General features: G+C 71.2%; 17 protein-coding genes. 10 read left to right on the top strand and 7 right to left on the bottom strand.

Going from position 1 to position 20,702, the window contains the following annotated elements; genetic code table 11:
• Window positions 1-100: 100 nt before the first annotated feature.
• Window positions 101-1,366, bottom strand: a complete 1,266-nt coding sequence (gene purD / locus NYF13_RS07025) for a phosphoribosylamine--glycine ligase (RefSeq protein WP_315655018.1) — start codon at window positions 1,364-1,366, stop codon at window positions 101-103.
• 210 nt (window positions 1,367-1,576) lie between these two features.
• Between purD and NYF13_RS07020 the strand changes: the two genes are divergently transcribed.
• The 3 genes from NYF13_RS07020 (at window position 1,577) to NYF13_RS07010 (ending at window position 6,137) form a co-directional block, all read left to right on the top strand.
• Window positions 1,577-2,713, top strand: a complete 1,137-nt coding sequence (locus NYF13_RS07020; RefSeq protein ID WP_315655016.1) for a glycerophosphodiester phosphodiesterase — start codon at window positions 1,577-1,579, stop codon at window positions 2,711-2,713.
• 103 nt (window positions 2,714-2,816) lie between these two features.
• Entirely contained in the window at window positions 2,817-4,361 is a 1,545-nt protein-coding gene (locus NYF13_RS07015; RefSeq protein WP_315655015.1) for an amino acid permease, read from the top strand.
• A 141-nt stretch (window positions 4,362-4,502) separates the two neighbouring features.
• Window positions 4,503-6,137, top strand: coding sequence for a Na+/H+ antiporter (locus tag NYF13_RS07010; protein ID WP_315655013.1), 1,635 nt, complete (start codon window positions 4,503-4,505; stop codon window positions 6,135-6,137).
• Window positions 6,138-6,183: 46 nt separating this feature from the next.
• Here NYF13_RS07010 and NYF13_RS07005 read toward each other — a convergent pair whose 3' ends face one another.
• Window positions 6,184-7,173, bottom strand: a complete 990-nt coding sequence (locus NYF13_RS07005; RefSeq protein WP_315657243.1) for an NADP-dependent oxidoreductase — start codon at window positions 7,171-7,173, stop codon at window positions 6,184-6,186.
• A gap of 118 nt (window positions 7,174-7,291) precedes the next feature.
• On the opposite strand from NYF13_RS07005, the gene NYF13_RS07000 reads away from it, so the two are divergent.
• Complete coding sequence (locus NYF13_RS07000; RefSeq protein WP_315655012.1) at window positions 7,292-7,861, top strand: TetR family transcriptional regulator; 570 nt, start codon at window positions 7,292-7,294, stop codon at window positions 7,859-7,861.
• A gap of 32 nt (window positions 7,862-7,893) precedes the next feature.
• Here the strand turns inward: NYF13_RS07000 and NYF13_RS06995 are convergent, their stop codons facing one another.
• Entirely contained in the window at window positions 7,894-9,180 is a 1,287-nt protein-coding gene (locus NYF13_RS06995; RefSeq protein ID WP_315655010.1) for an adenylosuccinate synthase, read from the bottom strand.
• A 75-nt stretch (window positions 9,181-9,255) separates the two neighbouring features.
• Here NYF13_RS06995 and NYF13_RS06990 point away from each other — a divergent pair, with 75 nt between their 5' ends.
• From NYF13_RS06990 to NYF13_RS06980, 3 genes are all read left to right on the top strand, one after another.
• A complete protein-coding gene (locus NYF13_RS06990; protein WP_315655008.1) occupies window positions 9,256-9,933 on the top strand; it encodes a hypothetical protein in 678 nt (225 codons plus the stop codon).
• Between the two features lie 108 nt (window positions 9,934-10,041).
• The gene (locus NYF13_RS06985; RefSeq protein WP_315655005.1) at window positions 10,042-10,680 is read left to right on the top strand and encodes an HNH endonuclease family protein; all 639 of its coding nucleotides are present in this window, start codon (window positions 10,042-10,044) and stop codon (window positions 10,678-10,680) included.
• A gap of 127 nt (window positions 10,681-10,807) precedes the next feature.
• The gene (locus tag NYF13_RS06980) at window positions 10,808-11,707 is read left to right on the top strand and encodes a glycosyl hydrolase family 18 protein (protein WP_315655001.1); all 900 of its coding nucleotides are present in this window, start codon (window positions 10,808-10,810) and stop codon (window positions 11,705-11,707) included.
• Between the two features lie 40 nt (window positions 11,708-11,747).
• On the opposite strand, the gene NYF13_RS06975 is transcribed toward NYF13_RS06980, so the two are convergent.
• Window positions 11,748-13,646 (bottom strand): FAD/NAD(P)-binding protein, encoded by a 1,899-nt coding sequence (locus NYF13_RS06975; RefSeq protein WP_315655000.1) that lies wholly within the window; start codon window positions 13,644-13,646, stop codon window positions 11,748-11,750.
• A gap of 317 nt (window positions 13,647-13,963) precedes the next feature.
• On the opposite strand from NYF13_RS06975, the gene NYF13_RS06970 reads away from it, so the two are divergent.
• Together NYF13_RS06970 and NYF13_RS06965 are read left to right on the top strand one after the other, a co-directional pair.
• On the top strand, window positions 13,964-15,223 hold the full coding sequence (locus tag NYF13_RS06970; RefSeq protein ID WP_315654998.1) for an MFS transporter: 1,260 nt from the start codon (window positions 13,964-13,966) through the stop codon (window positions 15,221-15,223).
• Between the two features lie 313 nt (window positions 15,224-15,536).
• Window positions 15,537-16,718 carry a GGDEF domain-containing protein gene (locus tag NYF13_RS06965; RefSeq protein WP_315654997.1) on the top strand — a complete coding sequence of 394 codons (1,182 nt, stop codon included), beginning with the start codon at window positions 15,537-15,539 and terminating at the stop codon, window positions 16,716-16,718.
• A gap of 96 nt (window positions 16,719-16,814) precedes the next feature.
• On the opposite strand, the gene NYF13_RS06960 is transcribed toward NYF13_RS06965, so the two are convergent.
• Window positions 16,815-17,225, bottom strand: coding sequence for a DUF3151 domain-containing protein (locus NYF13_RS06960; protein ID WP_315654994.1), 411 nt, complete (start codon window positions 17,223-17,225; stop codon window positions 16,815-16,817).
• Window positions 17,226-17,396: 171 nt separating this feature from the next.
• Here NYF13_RS06960 and NYF13_RS06955 point away from each other — a divergent pair, with 171 nt between their 5' ends.
• Window positions 17,397-18,575, top strand: coding sequence for a hypothetical protein (locus tag NYF13_RS06955; RefSeq protein ID WP_396286689.1), 1,179 nt, complete (start codon window positions 17,397-17,399; stop codon window positions 18,573-18,575).
• Between the two features lie 88 nt (window positions 18,576-18,663).
• Here NYF13_RS06955 and fbaA read toward each other — a convergent pair whose 3' ends face one another.
• Together fbaA and NYF13_RS06945 are read right to left on the bottom strand one after the other, a co-directional pair.
• A complete protein-coding gene (fbaA, locus tag NYF13_RS06950; protein WP_315654990.1) occupies window positions 18,664-19,695 on the bottom strand; it encodes a class II fructose-bisphosphate aldolase in 1,032 nt (343 codons plus the stop codon).
• Between the two features lie 102 nt (window positions 19,696-19,797).
• Window positions 19,798-20,619, bottom strand: coding sequence for an LLM class F420-dependent oxidoreductase (locus NYF13_RS06945; protein ID WP_315654988.1), 822 nt, complete (start codon window positions 20,617-20,619; stop codon window positions 19,798-19,800).
• Between the last annotated feature and the right edge of the window lie 83 nt (window positions 20,620-20,702).

The raw sequence follows: 20,702 nt of genomic DNA, 5'->3' as shown, positions 1-20,702 counted from the left end.
GTGATCGGACGGACCCGGTAAGAGGCTACCAACGACCGCGTACCGCCGAGGCGAAGTCCGCCGCAAAGTTCGGGCCCGGGGAAGTTCGGGCCCGGGGAGTTCAGGCCCCGACGGGTGTGTCGACCTCGCCGCTCGCGGCCTTCAGCGCGATGTCGGTGCGGTGGTGCGAGCCCGCGAGGCGCACGCGGTCCACCGCCTCGTACGCGTGCTTGCGCGCCGACTTCAGCGACTTGCCCGTGCCGACCACGGAGAGCACCCGGCCGCCGGAGGAGACCACCGCGCCGTCGTCCCGCCGCCGCGTGCCGGCGTGCAGCACGCCTTCGACCTCGCCGCCGCTGATCACGTCGCCGGTGCGGGGCTTGCCGGGGTAGCCGTCGGCGGCGATGACCACGGTGACCGCCGCGCCGCCCGACCACTCCAGCGGCGGGTGCTCGGCCAGCTTGCCGGTGGCCGTGGCGTGCAGCAGCGCCGCGAGCGGCGAGCGCAGCAGGGCCAGCACGACCTGCGTCTCCGGGTCGCCGAAGCGGCAGTTGAACTCGATCACCTGCGGGCCCCGCGAGGTCAGCGCCAGGCCCGCGTAGAGCAGGCCGGAGAAGGGGGCACCGCGCTCGTCGAGCTCGTCGACCACGGGCTGCACGACCTTCTCGACGACCTCGGCCACCAGGTTCCCCGGAGCCCACGGCAGCGGCGCGTAGGCGCCCATGCCACCGGTGTTCGGCCCCTTGTCGTCGTCGCCGAGGCGCTTGAAGTCCTGCGCCGGCAGCAGCGGTACCACGGTGCGGCCGTCGACGAAGCAGAACAGCGAGGCCTCCGGGCCGTCCAAAAAGGACTCCAGCAGCACCGGGTGACCGCCGTCGAGCAGCATCAGCGCGTGCTTGCGCGCCACCTCGATGTCCTCGGTGACGACCACCCCCTTGCCCGCGGCCAGCCCGTCGTCCTTCACCACCCAGGTCGGGCCGAAGCGGTTGAGCGCGGCGTCGAGGCGGGCCGGGGTGTCGACCACCTCGCTGCGGGCGGTGGGGACCCCGGCGGCGGCCATCACGTCCTTGGCGAACGCCTTGGAGCCCTCGATCCGGGCCGCCGCCGCGGACGGGCCGAAGCAGGCGATACCGGCCTTGCGCACCGCGTCCGCGACTCCCGCGACCAGCGGCACCTCGGGGCCGACGACCACCAGGTCGGCCTGCCACTCCTTGGCCAGGGCGGCGACCGCCTCGGGCTCGGCCGCTTCGACACCCATCTGCTCGGCGACCGCGGCGGTGCCGGCGTTGCCGGGCGCGCAGGCGAGCGCGGTGACGGCGGGATCGCCGGACACCGCGAGGACGAGTGCATGCTCACGGGCGCCGGACCCGATTACCAGTACGCGCACGCCGAACAGGGTAACCGGGTGCCCTCGGGCCGACCATGCCGCCGTCCGCCCGGCCCGGCCCCGAACGGGATTCCATGCGTCGTTTACCCGGTTGTCGACCCATCGTCCCCTCCTCCACCTCGCTCCCGACGCTTGCGGCTGTGAGGGTGGCGCGGTATGTCGTGAGCGGCCCGTCGTCCAGGCGGGGTGCCGGGTGAAGAGAGGTTTCCCATGAAGCGCAAACGCGTGGGCGTGCTCGCCCTGTCCGGACTGGCCCTGCTCGGCGTGGCGGGACTGGCCATCGGCCCCGCCGCGGCGAGCGAGCCGGTCGCAGCGGGTGCGGTGGCCCAGGGCCGCGGGCACGATGACCCCGTGATCATCGGCCACCGGGGTGCGCCCGGCTACCGCCCCGAGCACACGCTCGCCTCCTACGAGCTCGCCTTCCGGATGGGCGTCGGCTTCGTCGACGTCGACCTCGTGCCGACGAAGGACGGGCAGCTCGTCGCCCGGCACGAGCCCGAGATCGGCGGCACGACCGACGTCGCCGACCACCCCGAGTTCGCCTCGCGCAAGAAGACCGAGGTGATCGACGGCGTTTCGCTGACCGGGTGGTTCACCGAGGACTTCACCCTGGCCGAGCTGAAGACGTTGCGCGCGAAGGAGCGGATCCCGGGCAACCGGCCGAACAACCGGCTCTACGACGGGCGGTTCGAGGTGCCGACGTACCAGCAGGTGCTGGACCTGACCCGCCGGCTGGGCCGCGAACTGCACCGGACGCTGGGCACCTATCCCGAGGTCAAGCACTCGACGCACTTCCGGCAGCTCGGCAACCCGATCGAACCGAAGCTGGTGGCCATCCTCAACCGCAACGGCCTGAACCGGCCGGACGCGCCGGTGGCCATCCAGTCGTTCGAGGTGTCGAACCTGATCGCGCTGCACCGGCAGGTCCGGGTGCCGTTGCTCCAGCTCACCTCGGCGACGGGCGCACCGGCCGACTTCGTCGCGTCCGGGGACAAGCGCACCTACGCCGACCTCGTGACGCCCGCGGGCCTGCGCGAGGTGGCGAAGTACGCGAAGTACCTGGGGCCGGACAAGTCGCAGGTGATCCCGCTCGACGCGGCCGGCAACCTGACCGAGCCGAGCGCGCTGGTCGCCGACGCGCACCGGGCGGGCCTCGAGGTGCAGCCGTACACCTTCCGCAACGAGAACCCGTTCCTGCCGGCCAACCTGCGCTCTTCGGCCGATCCCACCGCGTTCGGCAACGTGTTCGCCGAGGAGGCCGCGTTCCTGAAGGCCGGGGTCGACGGGTTCTTCGCGGATCAGCCGGACACGGCGCTGGAGTCGCTGCACGACTTCCTCGGTCGCTGACTCCTCGCACGGCCGGGACACGACCTTGACACCCGTCGAGCGACCGGGCTAGCTTCTCCGGAACTTCAATGGTCTGTCCACATACCTTTCAGGTGGGTGCCCGATGGATGTCTCCGACCAGCAGACCGCCGAGCCCGACGAAACCGATGAGGACAGCGCACGCCTGCACGCGCTCGGTTACGCGCAGGAACTCAAGCGGACGATGTCCTCGTTCTCGAACTTCGCGGTGTCGTTCACCATCATCTCGGTGCTGTCGGGGTGCCTGACCCTCTACGGGTTCGGCCTGAAGACCGGTGGGCCGGCGGCGATGATCTGGGGCTGGCCGCTGGTCGGGGTGTTCGTGGTCCTGGTCGGGCTCGGCATGGCCGAGGTGTGCTCCAGCTACCCGACGGCGGGCGGTCTGTACTACTGGGCCGCCCGGCTGGCGACGCGCAACGGTCCGGCCTGGTCGTGGTTCACCGGCTGGTTCAACCTGATCGGCCAGATCGCCGTCACCGCGGGCATCGACTTCGGCGCGGCGCTGTTCCTGAACGCGTTCCTGGACCTGCAGTGGGGCTTCGGCGCGACGCCGGGGCACACGATCCTGCTGCTGGCGATCATCCTGGTGGTGCACGGTGCGCTGAACACCTTCGGCGTGCGGGTGGTGGCGGTCCTCAACAGCGTCAGCGTCTGGTGGCACCTGGCGGGGGTGCTGGTGATCGTGGGCGTGCTGGTCTTCGTGCCCGGCAAGCACCAGGAAGCGTCGTTCGTGTTCGGCAGTTTCGTGAACCAGACGGGCTGGGGCTCCTCGATCTACGTGTTCGCGCTCGGGCTGCTGCTGGCGCAGTACACGCTGACCGGGTACGACGCGTCGGCGCACATGACCGAGGAGACCAAGAACGCCGCGAAGGCCGGTCCGCGCGGGATCATCAATTCGATCCTGGTTTCACTGGTCGCCGGGTGGATCCTGCTGATCGGGCTGACCTTCGCGATCCAGGACTACGGCGGCGCGGTCACCTCGGCCACGGGCGTGCCGCCGGCGCAGATCTTCATCGACGCGACCGGGGCCGTCACCGGCAAGTTCCTGCTGCTGATCTGCATCGGCGCGCAACTGTTCTGCGGGATGGCGTCGGTGACGGCCAATTCCCGGATGATCTACGCCTTCGCCCGCGACGGCGCCGTCCCCGGCTCGAAGTTCTGGCACCGCATCAACCAGCGCACCCAGACGCCGACCAACGCCGTGTGGCTGGCCGCGGGCGGTGCGCTGATCCTGGCGCTGCCGTACCTCTGGAGCGCCACGGCGTACGCGGCAGTGACGTCGATCGCGACAGTCGGCCTGTACGTGGCGTACGTGATCCCCGTGTTCCTCCGCGTACGTCGCGGCGACAGCTTCGAGAAGGGCCCCTGGAACCTCGGTCGCTGGGGCAAGCCGATCGGCATCATCGCCACGGCGTGGGTCGTGGTGATCTTCGTGCTGTTCATGCTGCCGCAGGCCTACCCGGTCACGGTCGACTCGTTCAACTACACGCCGATCGCCTTCCTGGTCGTCCTCGGCGGCGCCGGCCTGTGGTGGGTGCTCTCGGCCCGGAAGTGGTTCACCGGCCCGAAGGTCCAGGGTTCCGCCGCGGAACTCGAAGCGGTCGAGCAGGAGCTGAAGGAACTCGGCTGACCCATCGGGGTCCGAGGGGCCGCGAGCGGATCGGGTTCGCGGATCCACTGTGGACTTCCCGCGGCCGGCCGGGCGCTCCCGGGCCGGTTCGCGGGCGGCCGGGCCGAGCGCGAGCCCGGCGCTTGGGTGAAGATGCGGGGTATGGAGACCTTGACGCTGGTGGGCGTCCTCGCGGGAGCGCTCGGGCTGACGGCGCTGGCCCGCCGGTACAACCTGTCCGCGCCGCTGCTGATCGTGGTCGTCGCGCTCGGGGTCGCCCTGATCCCCGGGATGCCGCGGATCGAGCTGGAGCCCGAGCTGATCCTCACCGTCGTCCTGCCGCCGCTGCTGTACTCGACTTCGCTGGAAAGCTCGTTGACGCACTTCCGCGCCAGCCTGCGCCCGATCGTCTCGCTCGGCGTGCTGCTGGTGGCGCTGACGGCGGTGGTGGTGGCGGTGGTCGTGCACCTGCTGCTGCCGGATCTGCCCTGGGCGTCCGCGCTGGTGCTCGGCGCCGTGGTCTCGCCGCCGGACGCGGTGACGGCGGTGGCGATCGGGCGCAAGCTCGGCCTGCCGCGGGGGATCATGACCGTGCTGACCGGGGAGAGCCTGGTCAACGACGCCGCCGCGCTGACGCTGTACAAGGTCGCGCTGGCCGCCGTCGCCGGGACCGCGGGGTCGATCGGGCACGGGTTCGCCGTGTTCGCCGTGGCGACCGGGCTGGGCATCGCCGTCGGGCTGGCCGCGGGGTTCGTGGTGGTGTTCCTCCGCGGCCGGCTCGACGACCCGCTGCTGGAGTCGGCGTTCGGCATCATCGTCCCGTTCGCGGCCTACGTCACGGCGGAGCACCTGCACCCGTTCGGCCCGGAGTTCAGCGGCTCCGGGGTCCTGGCCGTGGTCACCGCGGGGCTCTACCTCGGGCACCGGGCGTTGACCGCGTCGCCGGCCACGCGCATGCAGGACCGCTCGGTCTGGGCGTCGATCGACGTGCTGCTGGAGGCGCTGGTGTTCGCGCTGATGGGCCTGCAGCTGCCGTTCGTGCTCGACGGCGCGCACCACGCGGCCCGCGACGACGGGACGCTCGCGCTGGTCGCGCTCGCGGTGCTGGCGGTGACCATGCTGGTGCGGATCCCGGCCGTCTTCCTGTCGAGCTACCTGCCCCGGACGCTGCGGTTGTTCGGCCGCGCCCGAGAGGGCACGTCGTGGCGGGCGCTGGCCGTGGTTTCCTGGACGGGCATGCGCGGGGTGGTCACGCTCGCGGCGGCCTCCGGGGTGCCGATCGGGACGCCGGGGCGTGAGGAGATCCAGCTGTTCGCCTTCACCGTGGCGATCGGCACGGTGCTGGTCCAGGGGCTGACCCTGCCGCCGCTGATCCGGCTGCTCAAGGTGCAGGACCCGGGCGAGGCCGCCCGGGACGAGGCCGAGGAGCTGGCCGCGCGCGAGGTCGCGCAGACGGCCGCCCACGAACGGCTACGGGAGATCACCACCGAACGACTGGCCACAATGGACATACCGGAGGAGAAGGCCGCGCGGATGCGGCAGCGGCTGGAACGGGTGATCGACACCCGCTACCGCTTCGCGAAGGCCGCCATCACCCTGTCCGGCGAGGAGCGCGGCGCCAGCCCGCAGGCCCAGTTCGCGAAGGCCCGCAAGGAGCTGCTGCTCACCCAGCGCGCGGCCATCATCGCGGAGAACCGCGCGGGCCGGCTCGACGACGACGTGCTGCGCAAGGTGCTGCGCGAGCTGGACCTGGAGGAGCTGTCGGTGACGAACTCGCTCACGAACCGGTTGAGCTGAAACCGGCCCGGCGCCGGGCCTGCTCCGCGGCGAGACCCCGGGCGGATCAGGCCACGGTCAGCACGATCTTGCCTCGCAGGTGCCCCCGCGCCGCCCGCTCGTGAGCCGCGGCGGCCTCCGCGAGGGGGAACGTGCTGTCGATCGCGACGCGGAGGGCGCCGGTTTCGAGCAACCGTGCGAGCTGGGCGCCGTTCGAACGGACCTGGGTGGCCGTGACCGTGACGCCCAGGCGCTCGTTCTCCGCTTCGTCGAACTCGCCGAAGTAGACCGGGTACAGGGCGCCACCGCGGTTGAGGGTGCGTAGGAAGCGTCGGCTGCCCGGGCCGCCGACGGTGTCCAGCACCAGGTCGACGTGGTGCGCGACCTCCTCCGGGCGCTCCTTCGTGTAGTCGATGAACTCGTCGGCGCCCAGCTCGCGCAGGAACGCCTCGTGCGAGCCCGAAGCCACGGCGACGACGCGCGCACCCTTCCCCTTCGCCAGTTGCACGCCGAGGTGGCCGACCCCGCCCGCGGCCCCGTTGACCAGCACCGTGGTGTTCGCGTCGAGCGGCCTCGGACTGTGCCGCGCCGCTTGGAACGGCGAGGGGTGGTCGTGCCCGAGTTCGATCAGGAACTGCCACGCGGTCAGCCCGGCCATCGGCAGGCCGGCGGCGCTGACGTGGTCGAGTCCGGCCGGTTTGCGGGCCAGGTCGGTGACCGGCGCCGTCACGTATTCGGCGTACGCGCCGCCCTGGAGGCGGTCCGGGAACCGCAGCAGGCCGAGGACTTCGTCGCCGACACCGAAATCGGTCACCCCGTCCGCGACCGCCTCGACCACGCCGGAGACGTCCGTGCCGGGGATCAGCGGCAGGTCGAACGGCGGCTTCAGCTCGGGCGGCACATCCGGCATGCCCTCGCGGGCGTACCAGTCGGGCGGGTTGACCCCGGCCGCGTGCACCCGGACCAGCACTTCGCCCGGACCCGGCACGGGGACCGGCAGCTCTTCGTAACGCAGGACCTCCGGGCCGCCGAACTCGTGCAGCCGGATCGCCCCCATCGTCGGTGCGGACACCGCTTTCTCCTCCCGGGTACCCTGAACGGATCAATGGTCCGGTTATCCGGATCACTGATCCGATAATATGGATCAGTGATCCGGATGTCAAAGGAGGACGTGGATGAGGGCGGACGCCAGGGCGAACCACGACCACCTGCTCGCCGTCGCCGGGCCGGTGATCGCCGAACGGGGCGTGGACGCTTCGATGCGGGACATCGCCCGGCAGGCCGGCGTCGGGCTGGCGACGCTGCTGCGGCACTTCCCGACCCGGGAATCACTGCTGGAAGCCCTGCTCCGCTCGCAGTTCGACGAGCTCACCGACCGGGCGGCCGAGGTCGAGACCGCGAAAACGGCCGAGGAGGCCCTCCTGGACTGGCTGCGTGCCTTCGTCGCCTGCACGACCGACTACCGCGGCGTGGTCAATTCCATGGTCAGCGCCATCGAGGACCCGGAGTCCGCACTGCACTCCTCCTGCGTGGCGATGCGCGCGGCCGGCACCCGGCTGCTCACCCGCGCGCAGGCCGAGGGCGTGGCGAGGACCGACCTCGACGGCGCGGACCTGTTCGCGCTGGGCGCCTCCCTGGCCTGGCTCGGCGACCAGCCCGCACTCCGGCCACGGGCCGGGCACCTCTTCGACGTGGTGATGAGCGCGGTGCTGGCCGGGCCGGAAGAAGCGGCCCGCCGTCCCTGACGCGGGCCGGCGGGCCTCCGGGGGCCGAGACCTCAGACGAACTGGTGCCGCACGATCGTCTGCTCACGCCCCGGGCCGACGCCGATGGCCGAGATGCGGGCGCCCGAAAGCTCCTCCAGACGCTCCACATAGGACTTCGCCTGGGCCGGCAGCTCCTCGAAGGTTTTGCAGGCCGAGATGTCCTCGGACCAGCCCGGCAGCTCTTCGTAGATCGGGATGGCGTGGTGCACGTCGGTCTGCGTCATCGGCATGTCGGAGGTGCGGAAGCCGTCCACCTCGTAGCCCACGCAGACCGGCACCTTCTCCAGTCCCGAGAGCACGTCGAGCTTGGTCAGGAAGTAGTCGGTGATCCCGTTCACGCGCACGGCGTAGCGGGCGATCACCGCGTCGAACCAGCCGGTGCGCCGCGAGCGGCCGGTGGTGACGCCGAACTCGCCGCCCTGCTTGCGCAGGTACTCGCCGGACTCGTCGTCCAGCTCGGTCGGGAACGGGCCGGAGCCGACACGGGTGGTGTACGCCTTCAGGATGCCCAGCACGGTGGTGATCCGGCCCGGGCCGATGCCCGATCCCGCGCTGGCGCCGCCGGAGGTCGGGTTCGACGAGGTGACGAACGGGTACGTGCCGTGGTCGACGTCGAGCAGCGTGCCCTGCGAGCCCTCCAGCAGCACGGTTTCGCCGCGCTCCAGCGCCCGGTTCAGCTGCAGCCGGGTGTCGGCGATGCGGTGCGCGAACTTCTCGCCCGCGGCGAGCACCTCGTCGGCGACCTGGTCGGCGTCGAGGGCCTTGCGGTTGTAGACCTTGACCAGCACCTGGTTCTTGAACTCCAGCGCGGCCTCGACCTTCTGCCGGAAGATCTTCTCGTCCAGCAGGTCCTGCGCGCGGACGCCGACGCGGGCGATCTTGTCCTGGTAGCAGGGCCCGATCCCGCGGCCGGTGGTGCCGATCTTGCGGCTCCCGAGGTAACGCTCGGTGACCTTATCGATCGCGACGTGGTAGGGCATGATCAGGTGCGCGTCGGCCGAGATGAGCAGCTTGCCGGTGTCGACCCCGCGCTCCTCCAGACCCGCGAGCTCGTCGAGCAGGACGCCCGGGTCGACCACCACACCGTTGCCGATGACGTTGGTGACCCCGGGGGTCAGGATGCCCGACGGGATGAGGTGCAGGGCGAAGTTCTCACCGTTGGGCAGGACGACGGTGTGACCGGCGTTGTTGCCGCCCTGGTAGCGGACGACCCACTGGACTCGGTCACCCATCAGGTCGGTGGCCTTGCCCTTGCCTTCGTCCCCCCACTGGGCACCGATGAGCACGATGGCCGGCATGTGACACTCCAGGTGTTCGGCAACAGGGAAAAGTGTCCCCGGTGGGACACGGGTGGCGCTGGTAAATGCCGGTGCATGACTGTAACGGAGGTCGCCGGGGTGCGCGGAATCGTGGTGGCCTGCGGTGCTGATCAGCACACCGGAACCGGCTTCGGCGGCGGGCCCGTGATCCGCGTCCCGAGCCGGCCGGGCCGGGCGGAAATCGACCCCTTGCTGGGGGAATACGACCGGTTGGTGATCATGGGCACCGACGCCGACCTCGCCGCCGTGGTGCTGCGGCTGCTGCGAAAGGACCTCGTCTCCGGCGTGTCGGTCGGCTTCGTGCCGTCGAAGGCCGGTTCGGCCGTCGCCGCGCTCTGGAAGCTGCCCACCGACCCGGCCGAGGCCCTCGAACTCGCCCGGACGGGCGAGGCCGCGGCGGTCCCCCTCGTGCGCGAGGACAACGGCGGGGTGCTCGTCGGCCGCGCGACCCTGCGGAAGGTCCACGGCCAGGGCTACTGCGACGAGGAGGTCGCCTTCGACGGCACCGTGCGGGCCATCGAGGTCTCGCCCGATCCCGAGGGCATCGCCGCCCGCGTCACCCGGGGCCAGCTGCTGAACCGGACCACCACCCTGCGCGGGCGGGCGTTCCAGCTCGGCTGCCACCCGGTGTCGCTGGTCAGCGATGGTGTCCGCCATCCGCGCGAGGTGACGAAGTGGACCTGGTACCGCCACGTCGAGGACCTGCGCCTGGTGCGACCAGCCGGAAGGTGACCGCAGCCGCCTCGTAAAGGTCGGTTACATGTCACCCATAGGTGTTGCGTACGCCACTTCCGTGGTCGAAGGTGAATCCGTCCCCCCACCTGACCCGGAGGCAGCAATATGCCCACAACGCGTACTGTTCGCAACTCCTTGACCGTGCTGGCCGGTGCCGCCGTCCTCGCCGGAACGCTCGTCGGCGTGGCCGGCGCGACCCCGCCCGGCATCCCGTCCGCGGCGACGGCCAAGAGCGACCTCGCCGGGCTGACCGTGAAGGCCGACGGCTCGCTCGACGGTTACAGCCGGGCGAAGTTCCCGCACTGGATCGACCAGGGCAACAACTGCAACACCCGCGAAGTCGTGCTCAAGCGCGACGGCACGAACGTCAAGACCGGCTCGGACTGCGCGCCCACCTCCGGCAGCTGGTTCTCGCCCTACGACGGCGCCACCTGGACCGCGGCGTCCGATGTGGACATCGACCACGTCGTCCCGCTGGCCGACGCCTGGCGCACCGGCGCCTCGGCCTGGACCACGGCGCAGCGGCAGGCCTACGCCAACGACCTGAGCGACCCGCAGCTGATCGCCGTGACCGACAACGTCAACCAGCAGAAGGGCGACAAGTCGCCCGACCAGTGGAAGCCGCCGCTGACCGGCTACTGGTGCACCTACGCGGAGATGTGGGTGGCCGTGAAGGCGAAGTTCGACCTCACCGTGAACACCGCCGAGAAGTCCGCGCTGACCGACATGCTCGGCCGCTGCTGACCTGCGCTCTCGCGGACGGGACGGGATCGTTCCGGCGGAGCCGGGGTTGAACCCGTCCCGCCCCGGGGGCCCGAGTCCCACCGACAGTGGTACCGCGGGCACCGGAAGTGAACCTATGGTCTGAACCATGAAGAAGCTCGCGGCGGCCGGCCTGGCCGTGCTCCTGGTGCTCCTCGGTGCGGTGCCGGCCTCGGCCGCCACCGGGCGCAGGGTGATCGTCTACTACCAGACCGTCTACAACGGCAGCACCTACGTCTCCCCGCTGGAGCTGACCCGGAACACCACCGGCGTGACCGACCTGATCGTCGGCGCGATCCACCTCGACGACGGCGGCGTCGTGCACCTCAACGACGATCCGCCCGGCGCGGCGAAGTTCACGCCGCTGTGGAAGGACCTGGGCACGCTGCGCGGCCAGGGCGTGCCCACGCTCGCTTTCCTCGGCGGCGCCGCGCAGGGCAGCTTCCAGCGGCTGGAAAACGACTTCGGCACCTACTACCCGTTGCTGCGCGGGCTGATCGAGGACCACTCGCTCTCGGGCCTCGACCTCGACGTCGAGGAGCACCTGTCCAACGCGGCGGCGAACCGGCTGATCGACGCCCTGCGCGCGGACTTCGGCGCGGGCTTCCTGATCACCCTCGCCCCGGTGGCCACCGAGCTGAGCGGCGGCGGCGGACTGTCCGGAATGGACTACGACCGGCTCTACCGCGACCGCGGTGCGCAGATCTCCTGGTTCAACGCGCAGTTCTACTGCGGCTGGGGCTCGCTCTCGGGCCCCGGCGGCTACCAGGGCATCATCGGCCGCGGGGTGATCCCGGCGAGCAAGGTCGTCGCGGGGACGGTGACGAACCCGGCCAACTGCAGTGGTTACGTCGACCTGCCGACGCTGAAGTCGACCGTCGGCAGCCTCGTGCGGGAGTACCCGGACTTCGGTGGCGTCGGCGGCTGGGAGTACTTCAACTCCCTGCCCGGTGGCACGAGCGCGCCGTGGCAGTGGGCGCAGCAGATCTCGCCGGCGGTCAAGGGCTGAGGCGGCGAGGGGGACTTTCGCCGAAGCGTGGAGGTTCCCCTCACCCGTCCGCAGCGAGTTGCAGGATCTTCCGGGCCAGGGCGTCGTTCTGCCGGAACGAGATGGCGTTGGTCCGCGGCCGGGTGAACGCGCCGGCCGAGCGGATGCTGGTGTGCGGGCCCATCGCGAACCGGTGCGGGTGCGGCTCGCCCGCGGCGTCGAGCAGGCGCGAATCCTGGATGCGGGTGGCGATCCGGCCCGAGGGCAGGGGGGCACCGGCGGGGTCGGGCACGGTCTCCTCGGCCAGTTGGCCCGCGGCCCGCATCTGCCGCAGCAGGCGGTCGGCGGCGCGGGGGATGCTCGGCTCCGGCAGGCGGGCCTCGATCAGGGTCCGCGCGGTCACGGTCTCCGGGAAACTCGCGCTGGACGCGGTGAACCGGCCGGTCTGCTCGTCGGCGGCGACCAGGGTTTCCGTGCCCAGGAAGGAAATCAGCCCGGCGTCGGCCAGCGCGAGCAGTTCTTCCAGCCGGCGCGGCGGCGGCCCGCTGGCGTAGTAGGAGAAGAACCCGTGGAACCACCCATCCATTTCCGACACCTGCGAAGCAGCGGACAGCCGTCCGGTGGCCAGCAGCGCGGGCAGCTGGCCGACCACCGAGAGCAGAGCCATGAACGCGCCCAGGTCGGCACTGTGCCGGACGTCCGCGCGCCGCGCCAGGTCGGCCTCCACGTACTCGCGCACGGCCTTGCCGAACTCCTCGGCCGAATCGTAGCGCCGCCCGGCCAGCGGGCGGTCGAGCCGCTCCAGGTCGAGCCGGTCCTCGGCGGCCGGCACGGCGGCGGCGATCAGATCGTCCATTGCGGACGTTCCCCAGGCGGTGCCGGCGAAGGCGTCGGCGAACACCTCGTGCTCCACCCGCACCCGGTCCGGGTGCCCGGTGAACAGCTCGGTGTAGTACGCCCAGGCCAGTTCCTTGGCGATCAGCGGCCACACGTCCGCGCGGAAGTCGAGCGGACCGGGGCGCCCGGCGAGCTCCCCGATCGCGTGGGCGTCGAAGAACCGGGGCAGCAGCAGGGGTTTCCCGCGCAACCGGTAGCCCGTCTTGGCGTGGTACGGCACGCCGCGCCGTGAGCCGACGTGCAGCACCGGCTCCGCGCCGCTCGGGTGGTAGCGCAGGCCGCCGCCCGGCCGTTCCTCGAACCGGCCGCCGCGGCCCTCGGTCAGCAGCAGCATGAGGTCGACGAACGCCAGCCCGAGCCCGCGCACCAGCACGGGCTCGCCCGCCGGCACGGCGGAGTAGTCCACGTCGGCGGTGTAGCCGGCCGGGTAGTAGGCCAGACCGTGGCGTCCGGCGAAGTCCTGCAGCACCCGCTCGGCCGGGTCCGGCCGCGCGTCGAGGTGGCCGACGGTGAGCACCACGGCGTCCGCGAGCACCGGCTCGCCGGCCCCGTCCAGCCACACGCGCTGCGGCGGCCCGTCCTCGACCCGCACGGCCGGGGCGCGGTGCTCGACCACCTCGATCCCGGGTGGCAGCTCGGCCAGCACCTTCCGGTAGAACCAGGTCAGGTACAGGCTTTGCAGCCGCCGGGTGGGGAAGTCCGTGCTCGCGAGCGATTCGAACTCTTCCCGCAGACCCTCGGGCACGTCCCAGCCGATCCGGCCGTCGCGCACCAGCCGCACCCACTCGATCAGCGAGGGCCCGGGGCGCACCGGTCCGTCGATGCGCACGCTCTCGTCGGTGAACACGGTGACGTCCTCGGGCATCGAGTTCATCCGCAGCAGCGGCGACTGCTCGTAGCGCCAGACCCGGCCCGCGCCGGGCGGGAACGGGTCGATCAGGTGGACGACGAGGCGCCGTCCGCCGAGCAGTTCGGGGGCATTGGCGGACAGCCGCTCCAGGACGCCGACCCCACGAGGTCCGGCGCCCACGATGGCGAGCGTGAACGTCGCGAGATCGGTCACCCGGTCGAAGCTACGCCCGGCGGCGGTCCCGCCCGCCGCCTTCCCACCCAGCGGACGCGCAGGTCAGACCTGTGGCACAAACCACATACCCGGCATTGTCGGGGTGGAGCCGGTGCGGAGCGCTATCGTCTGCACACCCGGAGAATTGTCTGTGACCCATTGGATACAGGCGAAAGAACCTAGAGATTCACCCACTGTCACGAGACACTGACCTTGGTAACTCACGTCTGGTGACCACGCCGTGACCGGTGCGGCCTAAGGTCACCGGCTGATCACCACAGCGGCACGGTCTGTACACGAAGTCGGGGAGAACACGCATGACGTCAGCACCGGAGCGGGTCACGTTCCGCGAGGTCTTCGGAGTCGCCGAGTTCCGCGCCCTGTGGTTCGGCGAACTGCTGTCGATCGCCGGGGACCAGCTGGCCCGTGTCGCGCTCTCCGTGCTCGTCTACGCCAACACCGGCTCGGCCACCTTGACCGGCCTCACTTACGCGCTCACGTTCTTCCCGTCGCTGCTGGGCGGCATCTTCCTCACCGGCATCGCGGACCGCTTCTCCCGGCGTTCGGTGATGGTCGCGGTCGACCTGGTGCGCGCGGCGCTGATCCTGCTCGTGGCCCTCCCGGGGCTGCCGTTCTGGGCGCTGTGCCTCCTGGTCGGCTGCGTCTCGCTGCTGAACCCGCCGTTCAAGGCGTCGCAGCTCGCGCTGCTGCCGCAGGTGCTCGAAGGCGACCGGTTCGTGGTCGGCATGGGCATCCGCAGCATGACGGTGCAGTCGGCCCAGCTGCTCGGCTTCGCCGGCGGCGGCGCGCTGCTGCTGGCGCTCGATCCGCGGCTGGCCCTGGTGCTGGACGCCGTGACGTTCGTGCTGTCGGCCACGTTCGTGCGCTTCGGCGTGAAGGCCCGCCCGGCCGCCGCCGGCGGTCAGAAGCGCAAGCCGTTCTTCTCCTCGCTCGGCGCCGGCGGCAAGGTCGCCTTCGCGACGTCCGCGCTGCGCTCGCTGATGCTGTTCACCTGGCTGGCCGGGCTCCTGCCGGTCTACGAGGGCATCGCCGCGCCGTACGTCGCTTCCTCGGGCGGCGGGCCGTCGGTGATCGGCCTGCTGCTCGCCGCCGACCCGGTGGGCAGCGTGATCTTCACCTTCGCCTACACGCGCTGGGTCCCGGCCCACCTGCGGCCGAAGCTGATCGGGCCGATGACGGCGCTGGCCGCGGTCCCGTTGCTGCTGTGCTTCCTGCAGCCGGGACCGGTGGCGTCGATCATCCTGTTCGTGGTCTCCGGCGGGTTCGGCACGATCGCGCTGCTGCAGGCGACGGCCTCGTTGACCGTCGCGGTGCCGGACGACACCCGGGCGCTGACGATGGGCCTGTCCAACACCGGTCTGACCACGACCATGGGCGTGGTTCCCCTGATCGGCGGAGTGCTCGCCGACCATCTGACCGCACAGACGACGGTCGGGATCTTCGGCGGGCTGGGCCTCTTGATTACGATTCCGCTAACGATCGCGTGGAACCGGGCCCTGTCCGGGCGCGACGACGAGGGGACCGCGAGGGAAGCCACACGCGCCGAACATGCGTGACATGTTCCGCGCGTGGGCTCTGACCTGCGCGACCTTGCGGTGCTGCTACGCGGTCACTGATCCTTGCTGCGCATAGCTGGTCACCTTTCCTCCGGCGTATTCGGGAAAAATGTACACACCTAAGGCCCTTGTGGACAGGCGGCAAACGGTCTGAAACTGTCCGTGTTGAAGTTGTCACCGGGCAGCAGCGCAAGAGTATGGGGGAAAGATGGTCACATCGGGGGAATGGTCTGGACAAGGTTTGGTCACTGGCGCCCGGGGGTGGGCGCTGTGGACCCGACCGCGGCAGTGGATCGCCGTCACGCTGACCAGCATGGCCGCCGCGGTCGCCCTGACGGCCGCGAGCACGCTGCTGTTCTCCGTCGACCTGGCTCAGCTCCGGCTGTTCGTGCTGATCACCGGACTGGCCATCGTCCAGACCGAGGTGACGCGGCGGATCGAGCGCCAGCGCCGGATGCTGAGCCACGGCCCGCACATCAACGTGACCTCGGTGTGGCTGCTCCCGGCCGCGCTGCTGGTGCCGCCGCAGCTCGTGGCCGCGCTGGCCGTCGTGCTCTACGCCTACCTCGCGCTGCGCAGCTGGCACGGCATCGGCCCGGGTGAGGCCCACCGCGTCGCGGCCAACGCCACCACGATGGTCCTTTCCGGATTCGGCGCCGCGCTGGCCGGCCACCTCGCCGGCGCCCACGGCGTCTCGGCCGTCGCCGCCGCCGCGCTGGGCTACTTCCTGGTGAACACCGCGCTGACCGGTCTCGGGCTGTACCTGGCCGACCCGGCCAAGGCGACGCCCACCTCGTGCCTCGGCACCATGGACGACAACCTGCTCGAAGCGTCGATCCTGTGCGTCGGCGGCCTGCTGACCATGGTGCTCACCAACGAGCCGCTGCTCTCGCTGCTGGTCATCCTGCCGCTGTACATCCTGCAGCGGTCGGTGCTGATCAAGCGGCTCGAGGAGCTGGCCACCACCGACCAGAAGACGCAGCTGCTCAACGCCACCACCTGGCAGGACGGTGCGCAGCGCGAGATCTCCCGCGCCGAGCGCGAGCACAGCAGCTTCGGCGCGCTGATGATCGACCTCGACCACTTCAAGCACATCAACGACGACTTCGGCCACCTGGCGGGCGACGACGTGCTCAAAGCCGTGGCCGCGGTGGTCAAGCAGGAGACCCGGGCGCACGACCTGGTGGGCCGCTTCGGCGGCGAGGAGTTCGTGGCGCTGCTGCCCGCGACGTCCAAAGAGGACGCGATCGTGACCGCTGAGCGGATCCGGCAGCGGATCAGCGAGCTGGTCGTCCCGACCCGGACCAACGAAGGCCAAGCGGTCGCGATCGAGCGGCGGACCGCGTCGATCGGCGTCGCGGCCTTCCCGATGGACGGCTCCAGCGTCGAAGAAGTGATGTCCGCCGCCGACGCCGCCGTGTACGTGGCGAAGGACACCGGCCGCAACCGCGTCGTGGGCTCGGCCGTGAAGCGGACCCTGGCTTCGGTCGCCTGAGGACCCGCGGGCCCGGCCCTCCTCCCCCTCAGCGGCCGGGCCCGCTCCCTCAGCTCCAGTTTTCCCCACGCCCTCGGAGCATCCGAGGGCGTGAACTCATTTCAGGCCGGTCGCCTCGGCCGCGGCCGGGTCGGATTCGGCGAGGAACGTGCGGCAGCGCTCGTACTCCTCGGTCTCGCCGATGCGGCCCGCGGCCAGGCCGAGCACGGCCAGCGCCCGCAGGAACCCCTGGTTCGGGGCGTGCGCCCACGGCACCGGGCCGAAGCCCTTCCAGCCCGCGCGGCGGAGCTGGTCGAGGCCGCGGTGGTAGCCGGTGCGGGCGTAGGCGTAGGCGGCGACGGTCTCGCCGGACTCCAGCGCCTTCTCCGCCAGCGCCGCCCACGCGGCGCTGAAGTCGGGGTGTTCGGCGGCGACGGCGGCGGGGTCGGTGCCCGCGTCGAGCGCGGCCTGGGCGGTGGTGCGCTCGGGCAGCAGGGTCGGCTCGGGGCCGAGCAGGTTGTGGGTCATGCCGCCATTCTCCCGGCTCAGGGCCACCGGCTGGTGAGGACCCCGTCACCGGCCCGCCCCGGCCCGTCGGGCCGAGCCCGGCCCCGGAAGCGAATTCGCCACCCGTAGGGGGGAACCCTGATCTTCGAGCCGTGACCCACGTTCCGGCCCACCCGGGGGTCCCGGGCGGGAATGATGTCCGCCATGACCAACGCAGTTGCCGACGTCGTCGTCCCGCGCGGCCCGCTCGGCCGGACGAAGCTGTTCTTCGCCCGCCACTGGCAGCGGGGTGCCCCCGGCCGGCCGACCCCCGCGTGGGTGCTGCGGTTCTGCTTCGGCACTTGGCTGACGGCGTTCGCGTTCAAGCTGGCCGGCTCGTCCTGGGACCTGTCGTGGCACTTCAAGTGGCTGCGTGACGACCTCGCGCCGCCGCACCTGATCAACACCGTCGGCACCGTGATCATCGTGGTGCTGGTGGCCATCCACAGCTACACGGGCCTCGGCTGCGACCGGACTTCACTGCGGCTGATGCAGACCGGGCTCGCGGTGTTCCTGGTCGCCGCGCCGCTGGATGTGATCAACCACCGGGTGAACGGCCTCGACCTCACCGCGTGGAGCCCTTCGCACCTGATGCTGTACCTGGGCACCGGCATCATGCAGGCCGGGGTGCTGCTCGCGTGGTTCCGGCTGGCGCCGCCCGGGCGCTTCCGCACCGGGGTGCTGCTGGCCCTGTGGGCCTTCTTCCTGGAGAACACGTTCTTCCCCAACGGCCAGCAGGAGTACGGCATCCTCGGCCTGCGCGCCTGGGAGCGCGGCACCCCCGAGGCCGAGCCCTCACTGCTGTCGTTCGCCGCGAACCAGATCGGCCACCCGGTGGACCGCACCGCGATCCTGCACTTCACCCTGCCGATCCCGGACTGGGTCTACCCGCTCTGGGGCATCGCGGTCTCGGCCCTGGTCCTGGTGCCGGCCCGGTCCACCCTGGCCCGCCGCTGGTCGGCGCTCGTGGTGGCGGCGGCGTACGTCGCCTACCGCTCGGTGATCTGGCCGCTGCTGCTGGGCCTGGGCTTCCCGGTCTCGACCGTCCCGTTCTACCTGCTCGCCGTGGGCCTCGCGGTGGACCTGGCCTTCCGCATCGGCGCCGGCCACCGCACCGCCACCGCGGGCATCGGCGCCCTGCTGGTGACGGCCTTCGGCTACGGCGCGCTGTGGCTGCAGTCCCAGTTCCGCCCGTGGGTGCTCGGTGACGCGCACACGGAGTCCGCCCCGCCGATCGCATACTGGACGGCTTCGGTCGCGCTGGCGGGCGTATTCGTGCTCTGGGTGGCGGGAGCGGCTGCCGCACGTCGACTCGGCCGAGTTGCGCCGTGAGGCGGACGAGGTCCGTCGCGCCCGTGGCCGCAGAACGGCCTCTCCCACCGTCTGGGGGAGAGGCCGTCACCGTGGCGGCCGAACCGGCTCAGCCGAGCTTCTTGCCCGCCGCGCCCAGGGCCTCGACGGCCTCGACGACGCGCTGCGCCATGCCGGTCTCCGCGGCCTTGAGGTAGCTGCGCGGGTCGTAGACCTTCTTGTTGCCGACCTCGCCGTCGATCTTCAGGATGCCGTCGTAGTTCTTGAAGAAGTGGTCGGCGATCGGGCGGGTGAAGGCGTACTGGGTGTCGGTGTCGACGTTCATCTTCACCACGCCGTACGACACCGCCTCGCGGATCTCCTCCGGCAGCGAGCCCGAGCCGCCGTGGAAGACCAGCTCGAACGGCTTCGAGCCGGCGTCGAGGCCGAGCTTCTTCGACGCCGCCTCCTGACCGCCCTTGAGCACGTCCGGGCGCAGCTTGACGTTGCCCGGCTTGTAGACGCCGTGCACGTTGCCGAAGGTCGCGGCCAGCAGGTAGCGGCCGTTCTCACCGGAGCCGAGCGCGTCGATCGTCTTCAGGAAGTCGCCCTCGGCGGTGTAGAGCTTCTCGTTGATGTCGTGCGCGACGCCGTCCTCCTCGCCGCCCACGACGCCGATCTCGACCTCGAGGATGATCTTCGCGGCGGCGGTCTTGGCCAGCAGCTCCTGCGCGATCTCGAGGTTTTCGTCGAGGTCGATCGCCGAGCCGTCCCACATGTGCGACTGGAACAGCGGGTTCTGGCCGTGCTTGACCCGCTCGGCCGAGATCTCGATCAGCGGGCGGACGAAACCGTCCAGCTTGTCCTTCGGGCAGTGGTCGGTGTGCAGCGCGACGTGCACGTCGTACTTCGCCGCCACGACCTGGGCGAACTCCGCCAGCGCCGCGGCGCCGGTGACCATGTCCTTGACCTTCTGCCCGGAGGCGAACTCGGCGCCGCCGGTGGAGAACTGGATGATCCCGTCGCTCTCCGCCTCGGCGAACCCGCGGATGGCGGCGTTCACGGTTTCCGACGAGGTCACGTTGATGGCCGGGAAGGCGTACTCGTTCGCCTTCGCCCGGTCGAGCATCTCCGCGTAGACCTCGGGGGTGGCGATGGGCATCGTTTCCTCCTCGAGACGGCTTGCTGTACAGCCGCATCGTACGAGGTGGACCGGTCACGCGGACCGGTCCTACCTCACACCGCGGCCGGGAGGTGGACCGATTCAGCCCAGCTCGGCCGCCAGCGCCCGGTAGGCGGGCCACGGATCCTGGTTCAGCACCTGGAGGTTGACGTGGTCCGCGCCCGCGTCGAGGTGCGCCCGCACGCCCGCCGCGATGGTCGGCGCGTCGCCGTGCAGGGCCAGCGCGTCGACCAGCCGATCGCTGCCGCCGTCGGCGAAGTCCTCGTCGGTGAAACCGAGTTTCCGCAGGTTGGCGGTGTAGTTGGAGAGCTGGAGGTAGAACTTCACGGTCTCGCGGCCGAGCGCGCGGGCCGCCTCGGGATCGGTGTCCAGCACGACCTTCTGCTCCGGCGCCAGCAGCGGGCCGGCGCCGAGGATCTCCCGCGCCGAGCGCGTGTGCTCCGGCGTGGTCAGGTACGGGTGCGCGCCGGCCGTGCGGTCGCCGGACAGCTTGACCACCTTCGGGCCCAGCGCCGCCAGCGCCCGCGCGGACTTCGGGACGCCGCCCGCGTCCAGCCCGTCGAGGTACTCCACCAGCGCGCCGTAGGGCTTGGTGTACCGCTGCGTCGCCTCCGGGTGTCCCGCGCCGATGCCGAGCAGGAAGCGGTCCGGGTGCTTGCCGTCGATGCGCCGGAACGCCCGGGCGATGCTGTCGGCCTCGTCGGCCCAGATGTTGACGATGCCCGTCGCGACCACGAGGCGTTCGGTCGCGTCCAGCAGCTCCTCGACGATCTTCAGGTCGCCTCCGGGCGAGCCGCCCAGCCACAACGCGCTGTAGCCGAGCTTCTCCACCCCCGCGGCGAACTCGCCGTCCGTCTGCGTCGCGCCCCGCCAGATGCCGATCCTGCCCAGTTCGATAGCCATGAACCAGTCGAACGCCCAGCGCCGGGGATTTCGTCCCGCGTCTCACCAGACGGACACCCGCGACCGGGGTTAGCGTCGAAGCC

Origin of the sequence: Amycolatopsis sp. PS_44_ISF1, assembly GCF_032335455.1 — a bacterium.
Classification (GTDB): Bacteria; Actinomycetota; Actinomycetes; order Mycobacteriales; family Pseudonocardiaceae; genus Amycolatopsis.
This window is presented reverse-complemented; position numbering and strand designations above follow the sequence as displayed.